This is a genomic window from Arboricoccus pini (assembly GCF_900187945.1).
Classification (GTDB): Bacteria; Pseudomonadota; Alphaproteobacteria; order Geminicoccales; family Geminicoccaceae; genus Arboricoccus; species Arboricoccus pini.
In genome coordinates this window covers 39,013-53,789 of sequence record NZ_FYEH01000021.1, presented here as the reverse complement: position 1 = coordinate 53,789, position 14,777 = coordinate 39,013, and the positions used below count along the sequence as shown (strand labels likewise).

The window sequence follows — 14,777 nt, the reverse complement described above, 5'->3', positions numbered from 1 at the left end:
AGGACGCCAAGGCCCGCTTCCCCCAGGGCTGGAAGACCCTCAAGCCCTATCTGCGCGTCGTCGATCTCAATAAATAGCCGGGCCGCTCGCGCGCCAGAAGCAAAGTGCTGGCGCGCAAGTGAACCCGCATCGAGCGGCCTTGCGCTGGCTGGTTCCGAGGCTAGCCCGCTCTAGAACTCCCGCAGCGTCTCGCGCAGCGTCTTGCCCGTATATTCGGTGCGCACGACGCCCCGGCGCTGGAGGATCGGGATGACGCCTTCGCAGATGTCGCTGACATAGCGGCGACTGACGCGGTGCGAGGGCGAGGTGATCAGATAGCCATCGCCGCCGACCTCGGCCATGGCATCGGCCATGCGCTCGGCGACGTTGGCGTAGGAATCGACCAGCTCGATCGAGGAGACCGCCCCACCCGCCTCGTCGACGCAGAGCTGGCGCAGCGTCTTGCCGCTGCCCCATTGCTGGAACTTGTCGAGCGAGCCGGATTCGCCGTTCGTCGTCAGCTTGCCGGGCAAAGGCTTGTCGAGATCGAACTGGGCGAAATCGATGTCGGTGATGAAGGAAATCAGCGCCAGCGACTGCTCGATATAGTCCGGGTGCTCAACGATACGGCGGAACTTCTCCTTGGCCTCGGCGGTCGTCGCGCCAACCGTGGGCGATATCAGGTAGAGCACCTTGACGTCGTCGGGATTGCGACCGTGCTTGGCCGCGCGGGCGCGAATGTCCTCACGATATGCCTTCATCTCCTGCACGCCGTTGGCAACGGCGATGATCGAATCGGCGTGCTTGGCGGCGAAGTCGCGCCCGCGCGGCGAGCCGCCCGCCTGGACATAGACCGGGCGATGCTGCGGCGAGGGCACCGTGTTGAGCGGCCCACGGCAGGAATAATACTTGCCCTTGAAGTGGATCGGACGGACCTTCTTGTAATCGACATAGGTCCTGCTCTCGCGATCCAGGACGACGGCATCCTTGTCCCATGAATCGAAGAGTTGATTGACGAGATCCACATACTCGTCCGCCATCTCGTAGCGCTGCTCGCGCGGCGGCAGCTTCTCCATACCGAAATTCTGCGCGGCGAAATCTTCGGCCGAGGTGACGATGTTCCAGCCGAAGCGCCCCTCGACCAGGCTGTCGATCGTCGAGCAGGCGCGCGCCAGGAGATAAGGCGGATAGCCCAGGGTCGAGATCGTGGCGACGACGCCCAGCTTTTGCGTCATCACTCCCACCGTCGTCGCCAGCGGCACGGGATCGTGCTTGGGCGCCATAAGCCCGTGCTTGAGATAGACCTCGGACGTGCCGCCATAAGCTTCGGAGACGATCAGCTTGTCCTCGATCATCATGTAGTCGAAGCAAGCCTTTTCCAGCATCTGCCCGACCTCGACATAGAACTTGCCGTTCCAGGGATTGCCGCCCAGCCCCGCATGCGGCTCGGTCCATTCGTCGACCGTGAAGTTCAAGAACCAGCCCATGTGGAATTTCTTTTGCGCCATCATCCTCATCCAAAACGGTCTCTATTCGTGAGGCCGCGCCGCAAGGAACAGGCCAGTCGCCGTGATGACGCGTGAAGCTCTTAAACGACCGCTTAAATCAGTTGCCGGGTCTGCGAACGCTTAAACGAGCGCTTAATTTTGAGGCTGATGACGTCAAATTGGGCGCTGTTAGCGAACTTTCCCGGGGCGCCGCAAATGCAATTCGCCTAGGCCCGCATCTTGCACCCCTTGCACCGAGGTGGCCCGGACAGGTGTCCGGCGCAGGCCCCGGGCGGATGTCCGGTGGCGCCAGAGATGGGAGATTGCATGAACAGACGCATCATCGGGGCAATCTGCCTCGTAGCCGTCCTCCTGGTGACGGGCTTGGCGCCGGCGCGGGCGGCCGAACGGCCGACCATCAAGATCGGCTGGTCGATCTATGTGGGCTTCATGCCGCTGGTCTACATGGAAAAGAGCGGCATCCTGAAGAAATGGGGCGACAAATATAATGTCGACCTCAAGGTCACCCTGGTCAACGACTATGTGGGCAGCATCAATCAGTTCATCGGCGGCGACCTCGACATCGTCACCGTGGCCGGCATGGACGGCCTGACGATGCCGGCAGCCGGCGGCGTCGACACGACGCTCTTCATGATCGGCGACTATTCCAACGGCAATGACGTCCTCCTGTCCAAGAAGGCCGGCTCGGTCAAGGAGTTGAAGGGCCAGACCGTCGACCTCGTGCAGTTCTCGGTCTCGCATTATCTCTTGCAGCGCGCGCTGGTGAAGAACGGGATGACCGGCCTTGGCGACGTCAAGACGGTCAACATCTCCGACGCCGACATCGCCTCGGCCTACCTGACCTCGCCCGACGTCACGAACGTGGCCAGTTGGAAGCCCATGACCGACGACATGATCAAGGGCGTGCCAGGCACCAAGGTGCTCTTCACCTCGCAGGAGATTCCAGGCGAGATCATGGATGTCTTCATCACCAAGACGGCAACGATGAAGGCGCACCCCGAAGCCATCAAGGCGCTGGCCGGGGCCTGGTACGAGGCCCTTGGCATCTTGAGCGGCAACGATGCCAAGGCCAAGGACATGCGCGAGGTCATGGCAGCCGGTATGGGCACCGATGTCGCCGGCTTCGAGAGCCAGGAGGCGACGACGCATTTCTTCAAGACAGCCAAGGAAGCGAGCGACTTTTTGACCGCCGCCTCGACCAAGGAAATCTGGGACAATATCCGCACCTTCTCCTTCGAGCAGGGACTCTTCGGCCAGGGAGCCACCTCGAAGGACGACGTTGGCATCAGCTTCCCGGACGGCTCGGTCCTGGGCAACACCGCCAACGTCAAGCTCAGGGTCAATGACGATATCACGGCCCTGGCGGCGGCCGGCAAGCTCTAGCCTTTGCCTGTCTTTCCTGGTCCGGGTCGCCATGAGGGCCCGGACCGCCTCCTGATCGGCGGTGCCTGATGAAACGCGTCATCAATTACAGCCCTGGCCGCGGGCCCGGCCTGTTCCTGGCCATTCTGCCCTTCCTCTTGATCGGCTTCGTCTATTTGACGGCATCCGAAGCGAGGCTGGCGGTCAATCCGGCCGACAAGCTCATGCCGTCGTTTTCGTCCTTCGGCGCCGCGCTCGCGCGCATGGCCCTGAAAGTCGATCCCCTGAGCGGCCAGTATCTGTTTTGGACCGACACTTATGTGAGCCTGCTGCGGCTGTTCTCAAGCCTTCTGATCTCGACCGTGATCGGGCTCGTCTTAGGGATCGTCATCGGCTTCATTCCCTATGTCAAAGCGGGCTTCAGCGCCCTGGTGGCGGTCATCTCGCTGATCCCGCCTTTGGCGATCCTGCCGATCCTCTTCATCCTCTTCGGCCTGGGCGAGCCCGCCAAGCTGATCTTGATGGTGATCGGCGTGGCGCCCTACATCGTTCGCGCGGTGGCGCTCACCGTCGGCGAACTGCCGAAGGAGCAGATGATCAAGGCGCAGACCCTGGGCGGCTCGAGCTGGCAGATGATCCTTCGCATCGTGCTGCCGCAGGTCATGCCACGCCTGATCGACATGCTGCGCCTCTCGCTCGGACCGGCCTGGCTCTATCTGATCGCCGCCGAGGCAATCTCCTCCGAGGGCGGCCTCGGCTATCGCATCTTCCTGGTCCGGCGATATCTGGCCATGGACGTTATCTTGCCCTACGTCGCGTGGATAACGCTCCTGGCCTTCCTCATGGATGTGGCCCTCGTGGCCACCCAACGTCGCTGCTACCCCTGGTACAATCCCAAGGAAGGGTAGATCCTTGACGACCATCGCGTTCAAGTCCGTCTCCAAGGAATATGGCGGCGTCAGGGTGCTCGAAGACATCTCGCTGGAGCTCGCCGACCACGAGTTTTTGGGCGTCGTCGGGCCAAGCGGTGCTGGCAAATCGACCTTTCTGCGCCTGCTGCTGAGCCAGGAGCAGCCCACGCATGGCAAGATCCTGATCGATGGGCAGCCGATCGCGCCGGAGCCCTCGCAGGACCGAGGCGTCGTCTTCCAGCGCTACTCGGTCTTTCCGCATCTCTCGGTCCTGCGCAACGTCACGCTGGGCCGGGAATGGGCGAAGGCGCCCCTTACTGGCCGACTGCGCGGCCAGGAGCGCGGAGAAGTCGAAGCCGAGGCGATGCGTCTTTTGGAGCGCGTCGGACTGGGGTCGTCGGCCGACAAGTTTCCCCACCAGCTCTCGGGCGGCATGCAGCAGCGTCTCGCCATCGCGCAGGCGCTCATCGTCCGGCCCAAGGTGCTGCTGCTGGACGAACCCTTCGGGGCGCTCGATCCGCACACGCGAAAATCAATGCACCATCTCGTCCGCGAGCTGTGGGAGGAAAACCAGATGACCATCGTCATGGTCACGCATGATCTCTCGGAGGCCTTCTCGCTGAGCACGCGGGTCATCGCGATCGACAAGATCCGCTACGACCCGCAGGACCCCACCGCCTATGGCTCGCGCATCGTCTCCGACATAGAGGCCAAGTCCAAGATCGTGCGCGAATCACGCAAGGCCGAGGCTGTCCGGATGCTGGAGGCCGTCGCCTGATGGGTGCGCTCGAACTGCCGGCATCGAGCGGCCGGGCATTGCCGCCGGATGGCAGGGCCGCCGCTATCTTGGATGCTGCCCTGGATCTCTTCTCGACGCGCGACTTCGCCTCGGTCTCGATGCGTGAGGTCGCCGATCGCTGCGGCGTTAACGTCGCTCTCATCTATTATTATTTTGCTGGCAAGAACGATCTTTGCCACGCAGCACTCGAATTGGCCGTCAATCGCACGCTGGAGCGCTACCGCGCGCGATCGACGGATGGCAACCCGGTGGGGGCACTGACGGACTGGTTCAACGTCAATATCGAAATGTTCGAATCGCTGCGGAAGATGGCGCGCATCATGATCGCCTATCGCGGCAGCCTGCAGGACGATCGACGGCTGAACGAGCTCATCGACTATCTCTACGAGCGCGAACGGCAGATCCTGCGCGCCTGCCTCGAGGACGGCATGGCGGCCGGCCTGTTTCGCCGTCTCGACGTCGATCGGACGATCCGCTTCATCTCGATCCAGATCGACGGCCTGCTCTTCGTCGCCATGACCCGACCCTCGACGGACATCAAGGCGCTGGCCGCTGACAGCTGGGCCGATCTGCAAGAGCATGTTCTGGCGGTGACGTCCTGAGTGATGAGCTGGAACAGATGAGTGAGACTTCGGCGATGGCTGGAAAGCTGTCGCTCCTGACAGCTCTCCAGCATGGCGACAGCCAGTTTCCCGGCGGCAGCTTTGCCTTCTCCTGGGGGCTGGAGACGCTGCAGGCGGACGGGCACTTGGATCGCGCCGGCTTCGCCGCGTTCCTTGGCGGCCAGATGACCGGGCGTTGGGCCAGCTTCGACCGGCTCTTCGTCGGCCATGCGCACGCCAAGGCCGGCGATGCCACCGCCCTTGGCATCGACGACGATCTGCTGGACGCAATGCTCGTCGGCGAGACGCAGCGACTGGGCTCCATTCGGGCCGGTGGCTCGCTCTTGCTGGTACACGCGCAACTGGGCACGCCGGGCGTCGCCTCCTATCGCCGTCTGGTCCTGGCCGGCGAGGTCCAGGGTCATCTGCCGATCGTTCAGGGCCTGGTCCTGGCGGGGGTCGGACTCGGGCTCATGGAGACGCTGCTCGTTGCTGCCTACCAGACGGCGGCGGCCTTCTGCTCGGCCGCAACCAGGCTCGGGCTGATCAGCCACCTGGATGGCCAGCGCGCCCTCCTTGCCTGCCGCGCCGAGATCGCGGCAGCGGCCGATCCGTCGCTGCCGCCCCTGAGCGCGGCCACGAGTTTCACCCCCCTTGCCGACATGGCGATGATGCGTCACGCGAGCCAATCCGGACGCCTTTTCGCGAGCTAGAGGAAGAAGTCGATGATGAACCTGGCACCGACCGAGATGGAGCGGCTGATCATCTTCAACGCGGCGCAGTTGGCGCGGACCTTGAAGACCAGGGGCTGCCGCCTGTCGCAGCCGGAAGCGGTTGCCCTCATCGCCGACGAAATGCTGCTTGGGGCCAGGATGGGCATGACCTACGAGGCGATCGTCGAGATGGCGGGTCAGTTGCTCACCACCGACGACGTCATGCCGGGCGTGGCCAGGATGATCGAGAAGATCTCCGTGGAGGCCAATTTCGAGGAAGGCACCAAGATGGTGATCGTCTTCGATCCGATCGCCACCGGCAAGGAGCCCATCGCCGATGCCCTGGTGCCTGGCGAGGTGATCGTCGACGAGGCAGCGCCCGAGATCGAACTCAATGCCGGCCGCCCTCGAATCAGCCTGGATGTTGTTAATCTAGGCGATCGGGACATCCAGGTCAGGAGCCACACGCATTTCTTCGAGGTCAACCGGATGCTGCAGTTCGATCGGGCCAAGGCGTTCGGCATGCGCCTCGACGCGGCCTCGGGGTCGGGCGTGCGCTTCGAGCCCGGGCTGCGGCGAACAGTGCAGCTGGTGCCCATGGCGGGTAACGGCGTCGTGCGCGGCCAGGGCGGACTGACCGAGGGTGCCATCGGCGACGAGACCGTTCGCCAAGCGGCCCGGGATCTGGCAAAGCAGCGCGGCTATCAGGGCGCTTGAGGAGGATACAGCCATGACGACCCTCACCCGCGAGCGCTACGCCTCGATGTACGGCCCGACCAAGGGCGACATGGTACGCCTGGGCGACACCAACCTCCTGGCCATGATCGAGCAGGACCTGACCAGCTACGGCGACGAACTGACGACCGGCGCCGGAAAATCTATGCGCGATGGCGAAGGCTTCAAGACGGACGGCACTTATGCATCCGGCGCGCTCGATACGGTCATCCAGAACGCCACGATCATCGACCCCGTCCTCGGCATCATCAAGGCCGATATCGGCATTCGCGACGGGCGGATCGCCGGCGTGGGCAAGGCCGGCAATCCCGACATCATGGCGGGCGTCGATCCGGCTCTCGTCTGCGGCCCCAACACGACCGTGATCCATGGCGAGGCCTTCATCGCGACCCCTGGGACGATCGAGGCGCACGCGCATTTTCTCTCGCCGCAGCAAAACGAGCACGCGCTGGCCGGTGGCACCACGACGATGATCGGCATGTCGCCGGGGCCGCATTTCGACGTCAGCACTTCTGGGCCCAACGTGACCGGCCAGATGATCCAGGCGGCCGAGTTCTCGCCGTTGAATTTCGGCTTCCTCGGACGCGGCTGTTCCGATCCCGCCGCCGTCGAGGAATCGGTGGCCGGCGGCGCGCTGGGTGTGAAGATCCACGAGGATTTCGGGGCGTCGGGTGCGGTGATCAATGGTTCGCTCATCGCCGCCGATCGCAACGATTTCCAGGTCAACCTGCATACCGACACGATCAACGAGTTCGGTTTTTGCGAGGACACGTTGGCCTCGATCGGCGATCGCACGATCCACATGTTCCATACCGAAGGGGCGGGCGGCGGCCACGCGCCCGACCTCTTGCGCGTCAACGGCCAGGCCAACGTGCTGCCCTCTTCGACCAACCCCACCAATCCCTTCACCGCCTATGCGCTGAACGAGGGGATTCCCATGACCATGCTGGCGCACATGATGGACTGGCGCCTGCCGGAGGACCTGGCGTTCGCCGAATCCCGCATCCGGCCGCAGACAATGGCGGCTGAGGACTTCCTCCACGACATGGGGGCGATCTCGATCTTCGCAACCGATACGCAGGGCATGGGAAGGCTGGCCGAGAACGCCGCAAAATGCTGGCAGCTGGCGCATGTCATGAAGGAGCGGATCGGCCGGCTGCCCGAGGAGACAACCGCCAGGGCCGACAATGAGCGCATCAAGCGCTATATCGCCAAGCTCTCGATCAACCCCGCCATCGCCTCGGGCATCGATGCACATGTGGGCTCGCTCGAGCCCGGCAAGATGGCCGACATCGTGCTCTGGCCCCGCGCCTCCTTCGGCATCAAGCCCGCGGCCGTCATCAAGAGCGGCTTCATCGTCTGGGCGGTCATGGGCGACGGCAATGCGAGCCAGATCGAATCCGAGCCCATGATCCAACGGCCGATGTGGGGCTCGTTCGGCCGCTCGCCGCAGGAACTGGGCGTCACCTTCGTCTCGAAGCTGGCGATCGAGGCCGACGTGCGCACCAAGCTCAAGGTCGGCAAGGCCTTCGTGCAAATCAAGTCGGTGCGCCGCCTGGGCAAGAAGGACATGGTCCGCAACGCGGCATTGCCGCGCATCGAGGTCGATTCGCAGACCTTCGTCGTTCGCGCCGATGGCGTGCCGTTGACCTGCGAGCCTGCCGCCCGCGTTCCGTTGAACCGCCGCTACATGATGCGCTGATCTTGGATGCCCCAATCCCGGTCGAGCCCGCGGCACTCGACCTCGTCTTTCGCCGCGCCCAAGCCGATACCCGGCTGGTCCGCCGGCGGGTCGCCTATCCCTATGCGATCCAGGCGCCATTGCGTCCTGCCCGCGCTGCGGCCGGCTGCCACGTCATCGTCCAGTCGGCTTCGGGCGGCCTGTTCTCGGGCGAGCAACTTCGCCAGTGCCTGGCGGTCGAGTCGGGCGCCGACGCGCGCCTGGAATTGCCGGCCGCGACCACCGTGCACGCCATGCGGGACGGGGGTCAGGCGGAGGTCGAGGTCGAGGTCGAGATCGCCCCCGGCGGATGCCTTGCCTATCTGGCCCGCCCGCTCATCCTCTTTCCGCAAAGCCAGGTGACGCAGCGTTTCCGCTTCAGGCTCGCAGCCGGTGCCACGCTGATCTTTCGCGACGGCTTCATGACGCATGATCCCTGGGCGGCCGGGGAGCATTTCAGACTGCTGGCGAACGAGATCGACCTTTGCTCGGCGGCGGGCCGGCGCATCCTTTTGGATCGCCAGTCGGTGACGGGCCTGGCGCTGGCGGCGGGCGGACCCGGCATCATCGGGCCCTATCGCGCCTTCGGCACGCTCCTCCTGGCCAGCCTGAGGCCCGCGCCCTGGACGGAATTGGCGCAGTCTCTCCAGGCCGTGGAGATGCCGGGCCTGCATGTGGCGGCGACGCCGCTCAGGCGCGAGGCGGGCCTGCTCGTCCGCTTGGCCGCCCTGGATGGTGGCGGCCTGGATGACGGCATGCTGCGCTTCACCGAACGTCTGGAGGCGATCCAAGCAGAACTCCCTGGCCCCTGACGAAACTCCGAGCGGCCAGCGGCGAGGACTGGATGGCGAGGCTAGCTCGTTCTCGCGGTGGTGCGACTGTCCCACGTCCACGATACCTAGAAGCAGGGTCTGATCTCGCCGCTCATCGGCGTCGCCAGGCGCCATCGCCCGGCATTGACGCAGCATGAAGCCGGTGCCCGATATCACGCGGTGGCCGAGGAAGGCGTCCCTGTGCGGGATATCGCGGCGGCGATCGGCGCTGGCATGGGCGTGCCGGTCAGGTCGCTGTTCCCGGAGGAAGCGGCGGGTCATTTCGGCTGGCTGGCGATGTTCATCCGCCTCGACATGCCGGCATCAAGTGCGTGGACACGCGAGCGGTTGGGTTGGCAGCCTGAGGGCCCCCGCCTGATCAGCGATCTCAAGGCCATGGATTACCGCCAGGGCGCGGCCACCTGATCCGGAGAGACGAGGCACCGGCGCGGAATGGCGGCCGGCCTGATGCCGGGATGCCGCTTCTACCCGGCGTCCAGCGGTGCCGCGGGCAGCGCTCCCGGGTCCTTGACGAGGAGAAGGCCGGTCAGCGCCAGAAGAATGAGGCCGGTGCAGGCAGGGCCAGCCGCCAGCCCCAGGGTATCCATGGCGAGACCGATCGCGGCCGAGCCGGCGCCGCTGCCCGATGCGTAGGCTATTGAGAAGGCGGCACTCCCGGCGACGAGGAGGCCACCGGAATAGCGTTCGCCCAGTAAGGTGAGTGCCGAGGTATAGAGCGCGAAGCTGCCCACGCCCAGGAGCGCAAAGTCCGCCAAGATGCCCGCTGCCGATTCCAAAAGCGGCACGCAAAGAAAACTCAAGGCCGTCAGGAGGCTGGCGCCGATGGCCACGCGCCGACGCGCGACGCGGTCCAAGAGGTAGCCGACGAAGGGCTGGGCGATCGCGGTTGGCAGCGCGATCACGCTGACACTCAAGGCCGCCAGCGTGTCGGACTGACCGCTGCGGATGAGATAGACGGGCATACCGGAAATGGCGGCGATGTCGGCAAAGCCGAAGGCGAAGACCATCAGCACGAGAATGGGGTCGTGGCGCAGGAAATGCCAGAGAGCGCCGGCCGGCGAGGGTGCCGGCACGGTCTGCGCGCGTCGACTGAGGACCACCGTGGCGAAGGCCACGAGGGCCACGTAGATCGCCAGGATGCCGAAGGCGAAGCTGCTGGAGGTGCCAAGGACGGGGATGGCCAGGGGGCCGGCGGCAAAGCCCAGGCAGAGGCCAAAGCCGTAGAGGCCGGAAACACGGCCGCGCAGAGTTTCGGGCGTGGCGGCGTTCAGCCAGGCCTCGCTCATGATGAAGACGAGGCTGGCGGCAACGCCCAGACCGAAGCGGATCGGCAGCCAGAACAGGACCGAGTGGGTCAGCCAAAGAAGAGCCAGCGCCAAGGAGCAGCCCAGCAGGCCGAGGACGATCAGCCAGTCGCCGCGCACACGCTTGGTGAGCCAGCCGATGAGGAAGGTGGTGGTAGCGAGGCCAGCTGCGAAGGCGGCGCCGTTCAAGCCGATCTGCCAGGCCGGAAGGCCCCTTGCCTCGAGATTGAGGGCGATCAGCGGGTAGGTCAGACCCTGGGCCACGGAAAAGGCGGTGACGCCAAGGACGATCGCGGCGATGGCGGCCTTGTCGGGCTCGATGGCGGCCACGTGGGCAATGGTCTTCAAGCGCTTGGCTCTTCTCTCCAAGGGGGTCCGGGCGCCGAGTGGCGTGCCGCCGATCCTAGTGTCATTCTTCTACGGCCGATATCCGCCCAGGGTCGCGCAGCGCGGTGGGACTTGCTGGCATGGAACTAGCGGGCGCTGGACGGGCATGGCGATTTGGGCGCCCTGACGTCGCGACTTCAGGGTCTGTGATCACGGTTTCATCTAGCCTTGCGCATCTGCCCAAAGGTTAAGCACGCGTTTAGTTCTGGAGTTGACGACGATGACAGCGGCTGCCCTGCCCTTCTGGTCCATTACCGAATTGTCCGAGGCCATCCGGCGGCGCGAGGTCTCGCCCGTGACGCTGACCGAGGCGATGCTGACCCGGATAAGCGAGCTCGATGCCGGCCTGAAGAGCTACCAGCTCGTCACGCCCGAGCATGCCCGCGCTCAGGCCGAGGCGGCCGAGGCCGAGCTGGATCGCGGCCAATGGCGGGGGCCCCTGCACGGTGTGCCCATCGCCCTTAAGGATCTCTGCTTCACCAAGGATATCCCGACAGGTGGCGGCATGCCGATCCATGCGGCGCAAAAGCCGGCCTTCGATGCGACGGTGACGGTGCGCCTGGCGCAGGCGGGTGCCGTGCTCCTGGGCAAGCTCAAGATGACCGAGGGTGCCTTCAGTGCGCATCATCCCTCGATCGAGGCGCCGCGCAACCCCTGGGCGGCTGAGCGCTGGACCGGATCTTCCTCAAGTGGCTCGGGCGCTGCCACCGCGGCGGGGCTCTGCTTCGCGTCACTGGGCTCGGACACCGGTGGTTCGATCCGCTTTCCCTCAGGCGCCTGCGGCCTAACCGGCATCAAGCCCACCTGGGGCCGTGTCAGCCGTTACGGCGTCATGCCGCTTTCCGATTCGCTTGATCATGTGGGGCCGATGGCAAGAAATGCCCTGGATGCCGGCATCGTCCTTGGCGCCATCGCCGGCAAGGATCAAAACGATCCGACCAGCCTGCCCGATCCGGTGCCGGACTATTTGACGCTGGGCAAGGCAGGCAGCGTCAAGGGCCTGCGGATCGCCTACGATCCGGCCTACATCATGGAGGGCAGCGACCCCGCCATCGTGGCGGCACTCGACGCAGCCTTGGCCGTCTTGAAGGACCTGGGCGCCGATGTGCGCGTCGTGCCGATGCCGGACTGGACGGACGTGCTGGAGGGCTGGACGACCTACTGCGCGGTCGAGACGGCCTATGCCCATCTTGCGACCTACCCCGCGCGCGCCAGCGAATATGGTCCCGAGCTTAAGGGGCTGATCGACTTGGGCTACGCCACGACGGGTGTCGAGATCGCCAGGCTGCAGATCGCGCGTGACGTCTTCAAAGCCCGCCTGAAGGCGTTTTTTGCCGAGGTCGACCTGATGCTGGCACCCGTCCTGACCGGTCCCGTGCCCACGCTCGAGCAATGGGCCAACGAACGGAGTGCCGACGTCCTGACCAACGTCCTCAAATTCACGGCCCCCTTCGACATGGCGGGCAATCCGACGATCACACTTCCTGGCGGCTTTGACGCCAACGGCGTACCGATCGGCCTGCAACTCGTCGGCACGCATCTCTCGGAAGCGCTGCTGGTCCAGGCGGGTGCGGCATTCCAGCGCGTCACCGACTGGCATCTACGCCACCCCAAGATCGGCTGATTCCGTAGTCGGACGGGCGTCGGCCAAGCGTTTGGCATCGTTGTTGCTGACAAAGTCCGCAATCTACCCAACGGCGGATAAAAGGACCTTGTGACGATGGTTGTAATGCGACTTGGCCGACGCACGCTTCTCAAGGGTGGCTCGGCATTGGCCGCGGGTGCCGTGGCCATGCCCTTCATCGCCCGCAACGGCCTTGCCGCCGACGCGCCGATCAAGGTCGGAAGCCTGCTCGACCTGTCCGGACCGATCGGCCTTTCCGGCCAGTCGATGATCAAGACGGTTCAACTGGCGGTGGACGACATCAATGCCGCGGGTGGCCTCCTGGGCCGCAAGGTCGAGCTGATCAATTACGACACCCAGTCGAACATGCAGCTCTACACCCAGTTCGCCCAGCAGCTGGCGCTGAAGGACAAGGTGGACGTCGTCCAGGCCGGCATCACCTCGGCCTCGCGCGAGGCTATCCGGCCTATCTTCGACCGCTTCAAGACGCTCTATTTCTACAACACCCAGTATGAAGGCGGCGTCTGCGATCGTAACACCTTCTGCACCGGAACGACGCCGGCTCAGACGGTCTCGAAGATCGTCCCCTATGCCATGAAGAACTGGGGCAAGAAGGCTTATATCGTGGCGGCCGATTATAATTACGGCCAGATCACCTCGAAATGGATGACGAAATACACGCAGGAAGCTGGCGGCAGCATCGCTGCTGTCGATTTCTTCCCGCTTGATGTCACCAATTTCTCCTCGGCGATCAGCAAGATCCAAAATGCCGGGCCGGACGTTGTCCTCTCAGCGCTCGTGGGCGCCAACCATGTGGGTTTCTATCGCCAGTGGGCGGCCGCCGACATGAAGGGCAAGATCCCCGTGGCCTCCAGCGTCTTTGGCCTGTCCAACGAGTTGCGCACGCTTGACCAGGCGACGACCGAGGGAATCGTGACCGCCTATGGTTATTACGAGAGCGTGAACACGCCGCAGAACAAGACGTTCATCGAGGCGATGAGCAAGAGGTTCGGCAACGACGCCGAGATCAGCGAGCTCGGCAGTGCGACCTATGAGGGCATCATGCTCTGGGCGGCCGCGGTCAAGAAGGCCGGCTCCGTCGAGCGCATGAAGGTCATCGAAGCACTCGAGAGCAAACTGTCGATCGAGGGGCCCTCCGGGACCGTGACGATGGATCCGGCCACCCACCACACGATCCGCAACGCCTATCTGGCCAAGGCGCACGACCGTAAATGGGACATCATCGACACCTTCCCTGATGCGCCGCCCGAAGACACGGCGGCGGTCTGCGACCTGATCAAGGCGCCCAATACGAACAAGCAGTTCGTCGTCGACGTTAAGATGTAGCACCCCCTAGCGAAGACGTCCGCTAGCGGACGTCTTCGTGATTTCCTGGCCTGCCCCCGCGAGAGGATCAAAGATGGATCTGATCGGCCTTGTGTCGTTCAATGTCCTGGTTGGTATTGGCACGCTCGTACTCATCACCGTCGGTCTCGGCGTGATCTACGGCATGATGAAAATCATCAACCTGGCGCATGGCGAGTTCATGATGCTGGGTGCTTACACCACCGTCATTTCCGTGACGAACGGCATCAATATCTGGCTGGCCATGCTGGTCATCGCGCCGTTGGTTGTGGGAATCGTCGGGCTGATCGTCGAGCGCTTGCTGATCCGTTTCCTCTATGGGCGCATGATTGACACCATGCTGGCCACCTGGGGGCTGAGCCTCGCCCTGATCGGCCTCATGACGACGATCTTCGGCAATGACGTGCGCGGCGTGCCGGCGCCGGTGGGCGGCTTCTCGATCGGCAATTTCGGCGCCAGCGGCTACGGCATCGTCATCCTGATCGTCGCCGCTTTGACGCTGGTCGGTCTCTTTTGCATGCTGCGCTACACGCGCTACGGCCTCATCGTGCGCGCCACCATGCAAAATGCCAACATGGCCTCGGCCCTGGGTGTGGCACCCTCGCGCATCTATATGTCGACCTTCGCGCTCGGCGCCGCTCTGGCAGGCCTGGCGGGCGGGGTCCTGGCGCCGATATCGGGTGTGTCGCCCGTCATGGGCGCCGCCTTCATCGCCAAGGCCTTCATCACCGTTCTGGGCGGCGGTGCCGCCATCATCACCGGTACGGGCCTAGCCTCGATGATCTTCGGCTTCATCAACGAGATCGTCTCGTTCAAATCGACCCCGGTCCTGGGCGAGGTGGCGTTGCTGGCCGCCGCGATCGTCATGATCCGCATCCTGCCGCAAGGCATCACCGGCCGCTTCTTCAAGCGCAGCATCTAAGGGAGCAGGTCGC

The 14,777-nt window shown here is 64.4% G+C and carries 13 protein-coding genes and 1 pseudogene; 12 read left to right on the top strand and 2 right to left on the bottom strand.

Annotation, left to right across the window (positions count from 1 at the left end):
* Window positions 1-170: 170 nt before the first annotated feature.
* Window positions 171-1,487: an NtaA/DmoA family FMN-dependent monooxygenase gene (locus tag CFB17_RS18470; protein WP_088563062.1), complete on the bottom strand. Its 1,317-nt coding sequence runs from the start codon at window positions 1,485-1,487 to the stop codon at window positions 171-173.
* 306 nt (window positions 1,488-1,793) lie between these two features.
* On the opposite strand from CFB17_RS18470, the gene CFB17_RS18465 reads away from it, so the two are divergent.
* The 9 genes and pseudogenes from CFB17_RS18465 to CFB17_RS18425 all read left to right on the top strand — a co-directional run.
* The gene (locus tag CFB17_RS18465) at window positions 1,794-2,870 is read left to right on the top strand and encodes a putative urea ABC transporter substrate-binding protein (RefSeq protein ID WP_088563053.1); all 1,077 of its coding nucleotides are present in this window, start codon (window positions 1,794-1,796) and stop codon (window positions 2,868-2,870) included.
* 68 nt (window positions 2,871-2,938) lie between these two features.
* Complete coding sequence (locus CFB17_RS18460; RefSeq protein WP_088563052.1) at window positions 2,939-3,757, top strand: ABC transporter permease; 819 nt, start codon at window positions 2,939-2,941, stop codon at window positions 3,755-3,757.
* 4 nt (window positions 3,758-3,761) lie between these two features.
* A complete protein-coding gene (locus CFB17_RS18455; RefSeq protein WP_088563051.1) occupies window positions 3,762-4,538 on the top strand; it encodes an ABC transporter ATP-binding protein in 777 nt (258 codons plus the stop codon).
* Window positions 4,538-5,161: a TetR/AcrR family transcriptional regulator gene (locus CFB17_RS18450; protein ID WP_088563050.1), complete on the top strand. Its 624-nt coding sequence runs from the start codon at window positions 4,538-4,540 to the stop codon at window positions 5,159-5,161. Before CFB17_RS18455 ends, CFB17_RS18450 begins: the two co-directional genes overlap by 1 nt.
* A gap of 17 nt (window positions 5,162-5,178) precedes the next feature.
* On the top strand, window positions 5,179-5,874 hold the full coding sequence (locus CFB17_RS18445) for an urease accessory protein UreF (RefSeq protein WP_088563049.1): 696 nt from the start codon (window positions 5,179-5,181) through the stop codon (window positions 5,872-5,874).
* Window positions 5,875-5,889: 15 nt separating this feature from the next.
* Entirely contained in the window at window positions 5,890-6,591 is a 702-nt protein-coding gene (gene ureB / locus CFB17_RS18440) for an urease subunit beta (RefSeq protein ID WP_088563061.1), read from the top strand.
* A 13-nt stretch (window positions 6,592-6,604) separates the two neighbouring features.
* Complete coding sequence (gene ureC, locus CFB17_RS18435; protein WP_088563048.1) at window positions 6,605-8,311, top strand: urease subunit alpha; 1,707 nt, start codon at window positions 6,605-6,607, stop codon at window positions 8,309-8,311.
* A gap of 2 nt (window positions 8,312-8,313) precedes the next feature.
* Window positions 8,314-9,141 (top strand): urease accessory protein UreD, encoded by an 828-nt coding sequence (locus CFB17_RS18430; RefSeq protein ID WP_106408577.1) that lies wholly within the window; start codon window positions 8,314-8,316, stop codon window positions 9,139-9,141.
* Between the two features lie 51 nt (window positions 9,142-9,192).
* A pseudogene (locus CFB17_RS18425) lies at window positions 9,193-9,567 on the top strand (NAD-dependent dehydratase); the annotation flags it as partial.
* A 59-nt stretch (window positions 9,568-9,626) separates the two neighbouring features.
* Here the strand turns inward: CFB17_RS18425 and CFB17_RS18420 are convergent.
* Window positions 9,627-10,814, bottom strand: a complete 1,188-nt coding sequence (locus CFB17_RS18420; protein WP_088563045.1) for an MFS transporter — start codon at window positions 10,812-10,814, stop codon at window positions 9,627-9,629.
* Between the two features lie 259 nt (window positions 10,815-11,073).
* Between CFB17_RS18420 and CFB17_RS18415 the strand changes: the two genes are divergently transcribed.
* The 3 genes from CFB17_RS18415 (at window position 11,074) to CFB17_RS18405 (ending at window position 14,764) form a co-directional block, all read left to right on the top strand.
* Window positions 11,074-12,477 carry an amidase gene (locus tag CFB17_RS18415; protein ID WP_088563044.1) on the top strand — a complete coding sequence of 468 codons (1,404 nt, stop codon included), beginning with the start codon at window positions 11,074-11,076 and terminating at the stop codon, window positions 12,475-12,477.
* Between the two features lie 105 nt (window positions 12,478-12,582).
* The gene (locus tag CFB17_RS18410) at window positions 12,583-13,824 is read left to right on the top strand and encodes an urea ABC transporter substrate-binding protein (RefSeq protein ID WP_088563043.1); all 1,242 of its coding nucleotides are present in this window, start codon (window positions 12,583-12,585) and stop codon (window positions 13,822-13,824) included.
* A 73-nt stretch (window positions 13,825-13,897) separates the two neighbouring features.
* A complete protein-coding gene (locus tag CFB17_RS18405; protein WP_088563042.1) occupies window positions 13,898-14,764 on the top strand; it encodes a branched-chain amino acid ABC transporter permease in 867 nt (288 codons plus the stop codon).
* The last annotated feature ends 13 nt before the right edge of the window (window positions 14,765-14,777 follow it).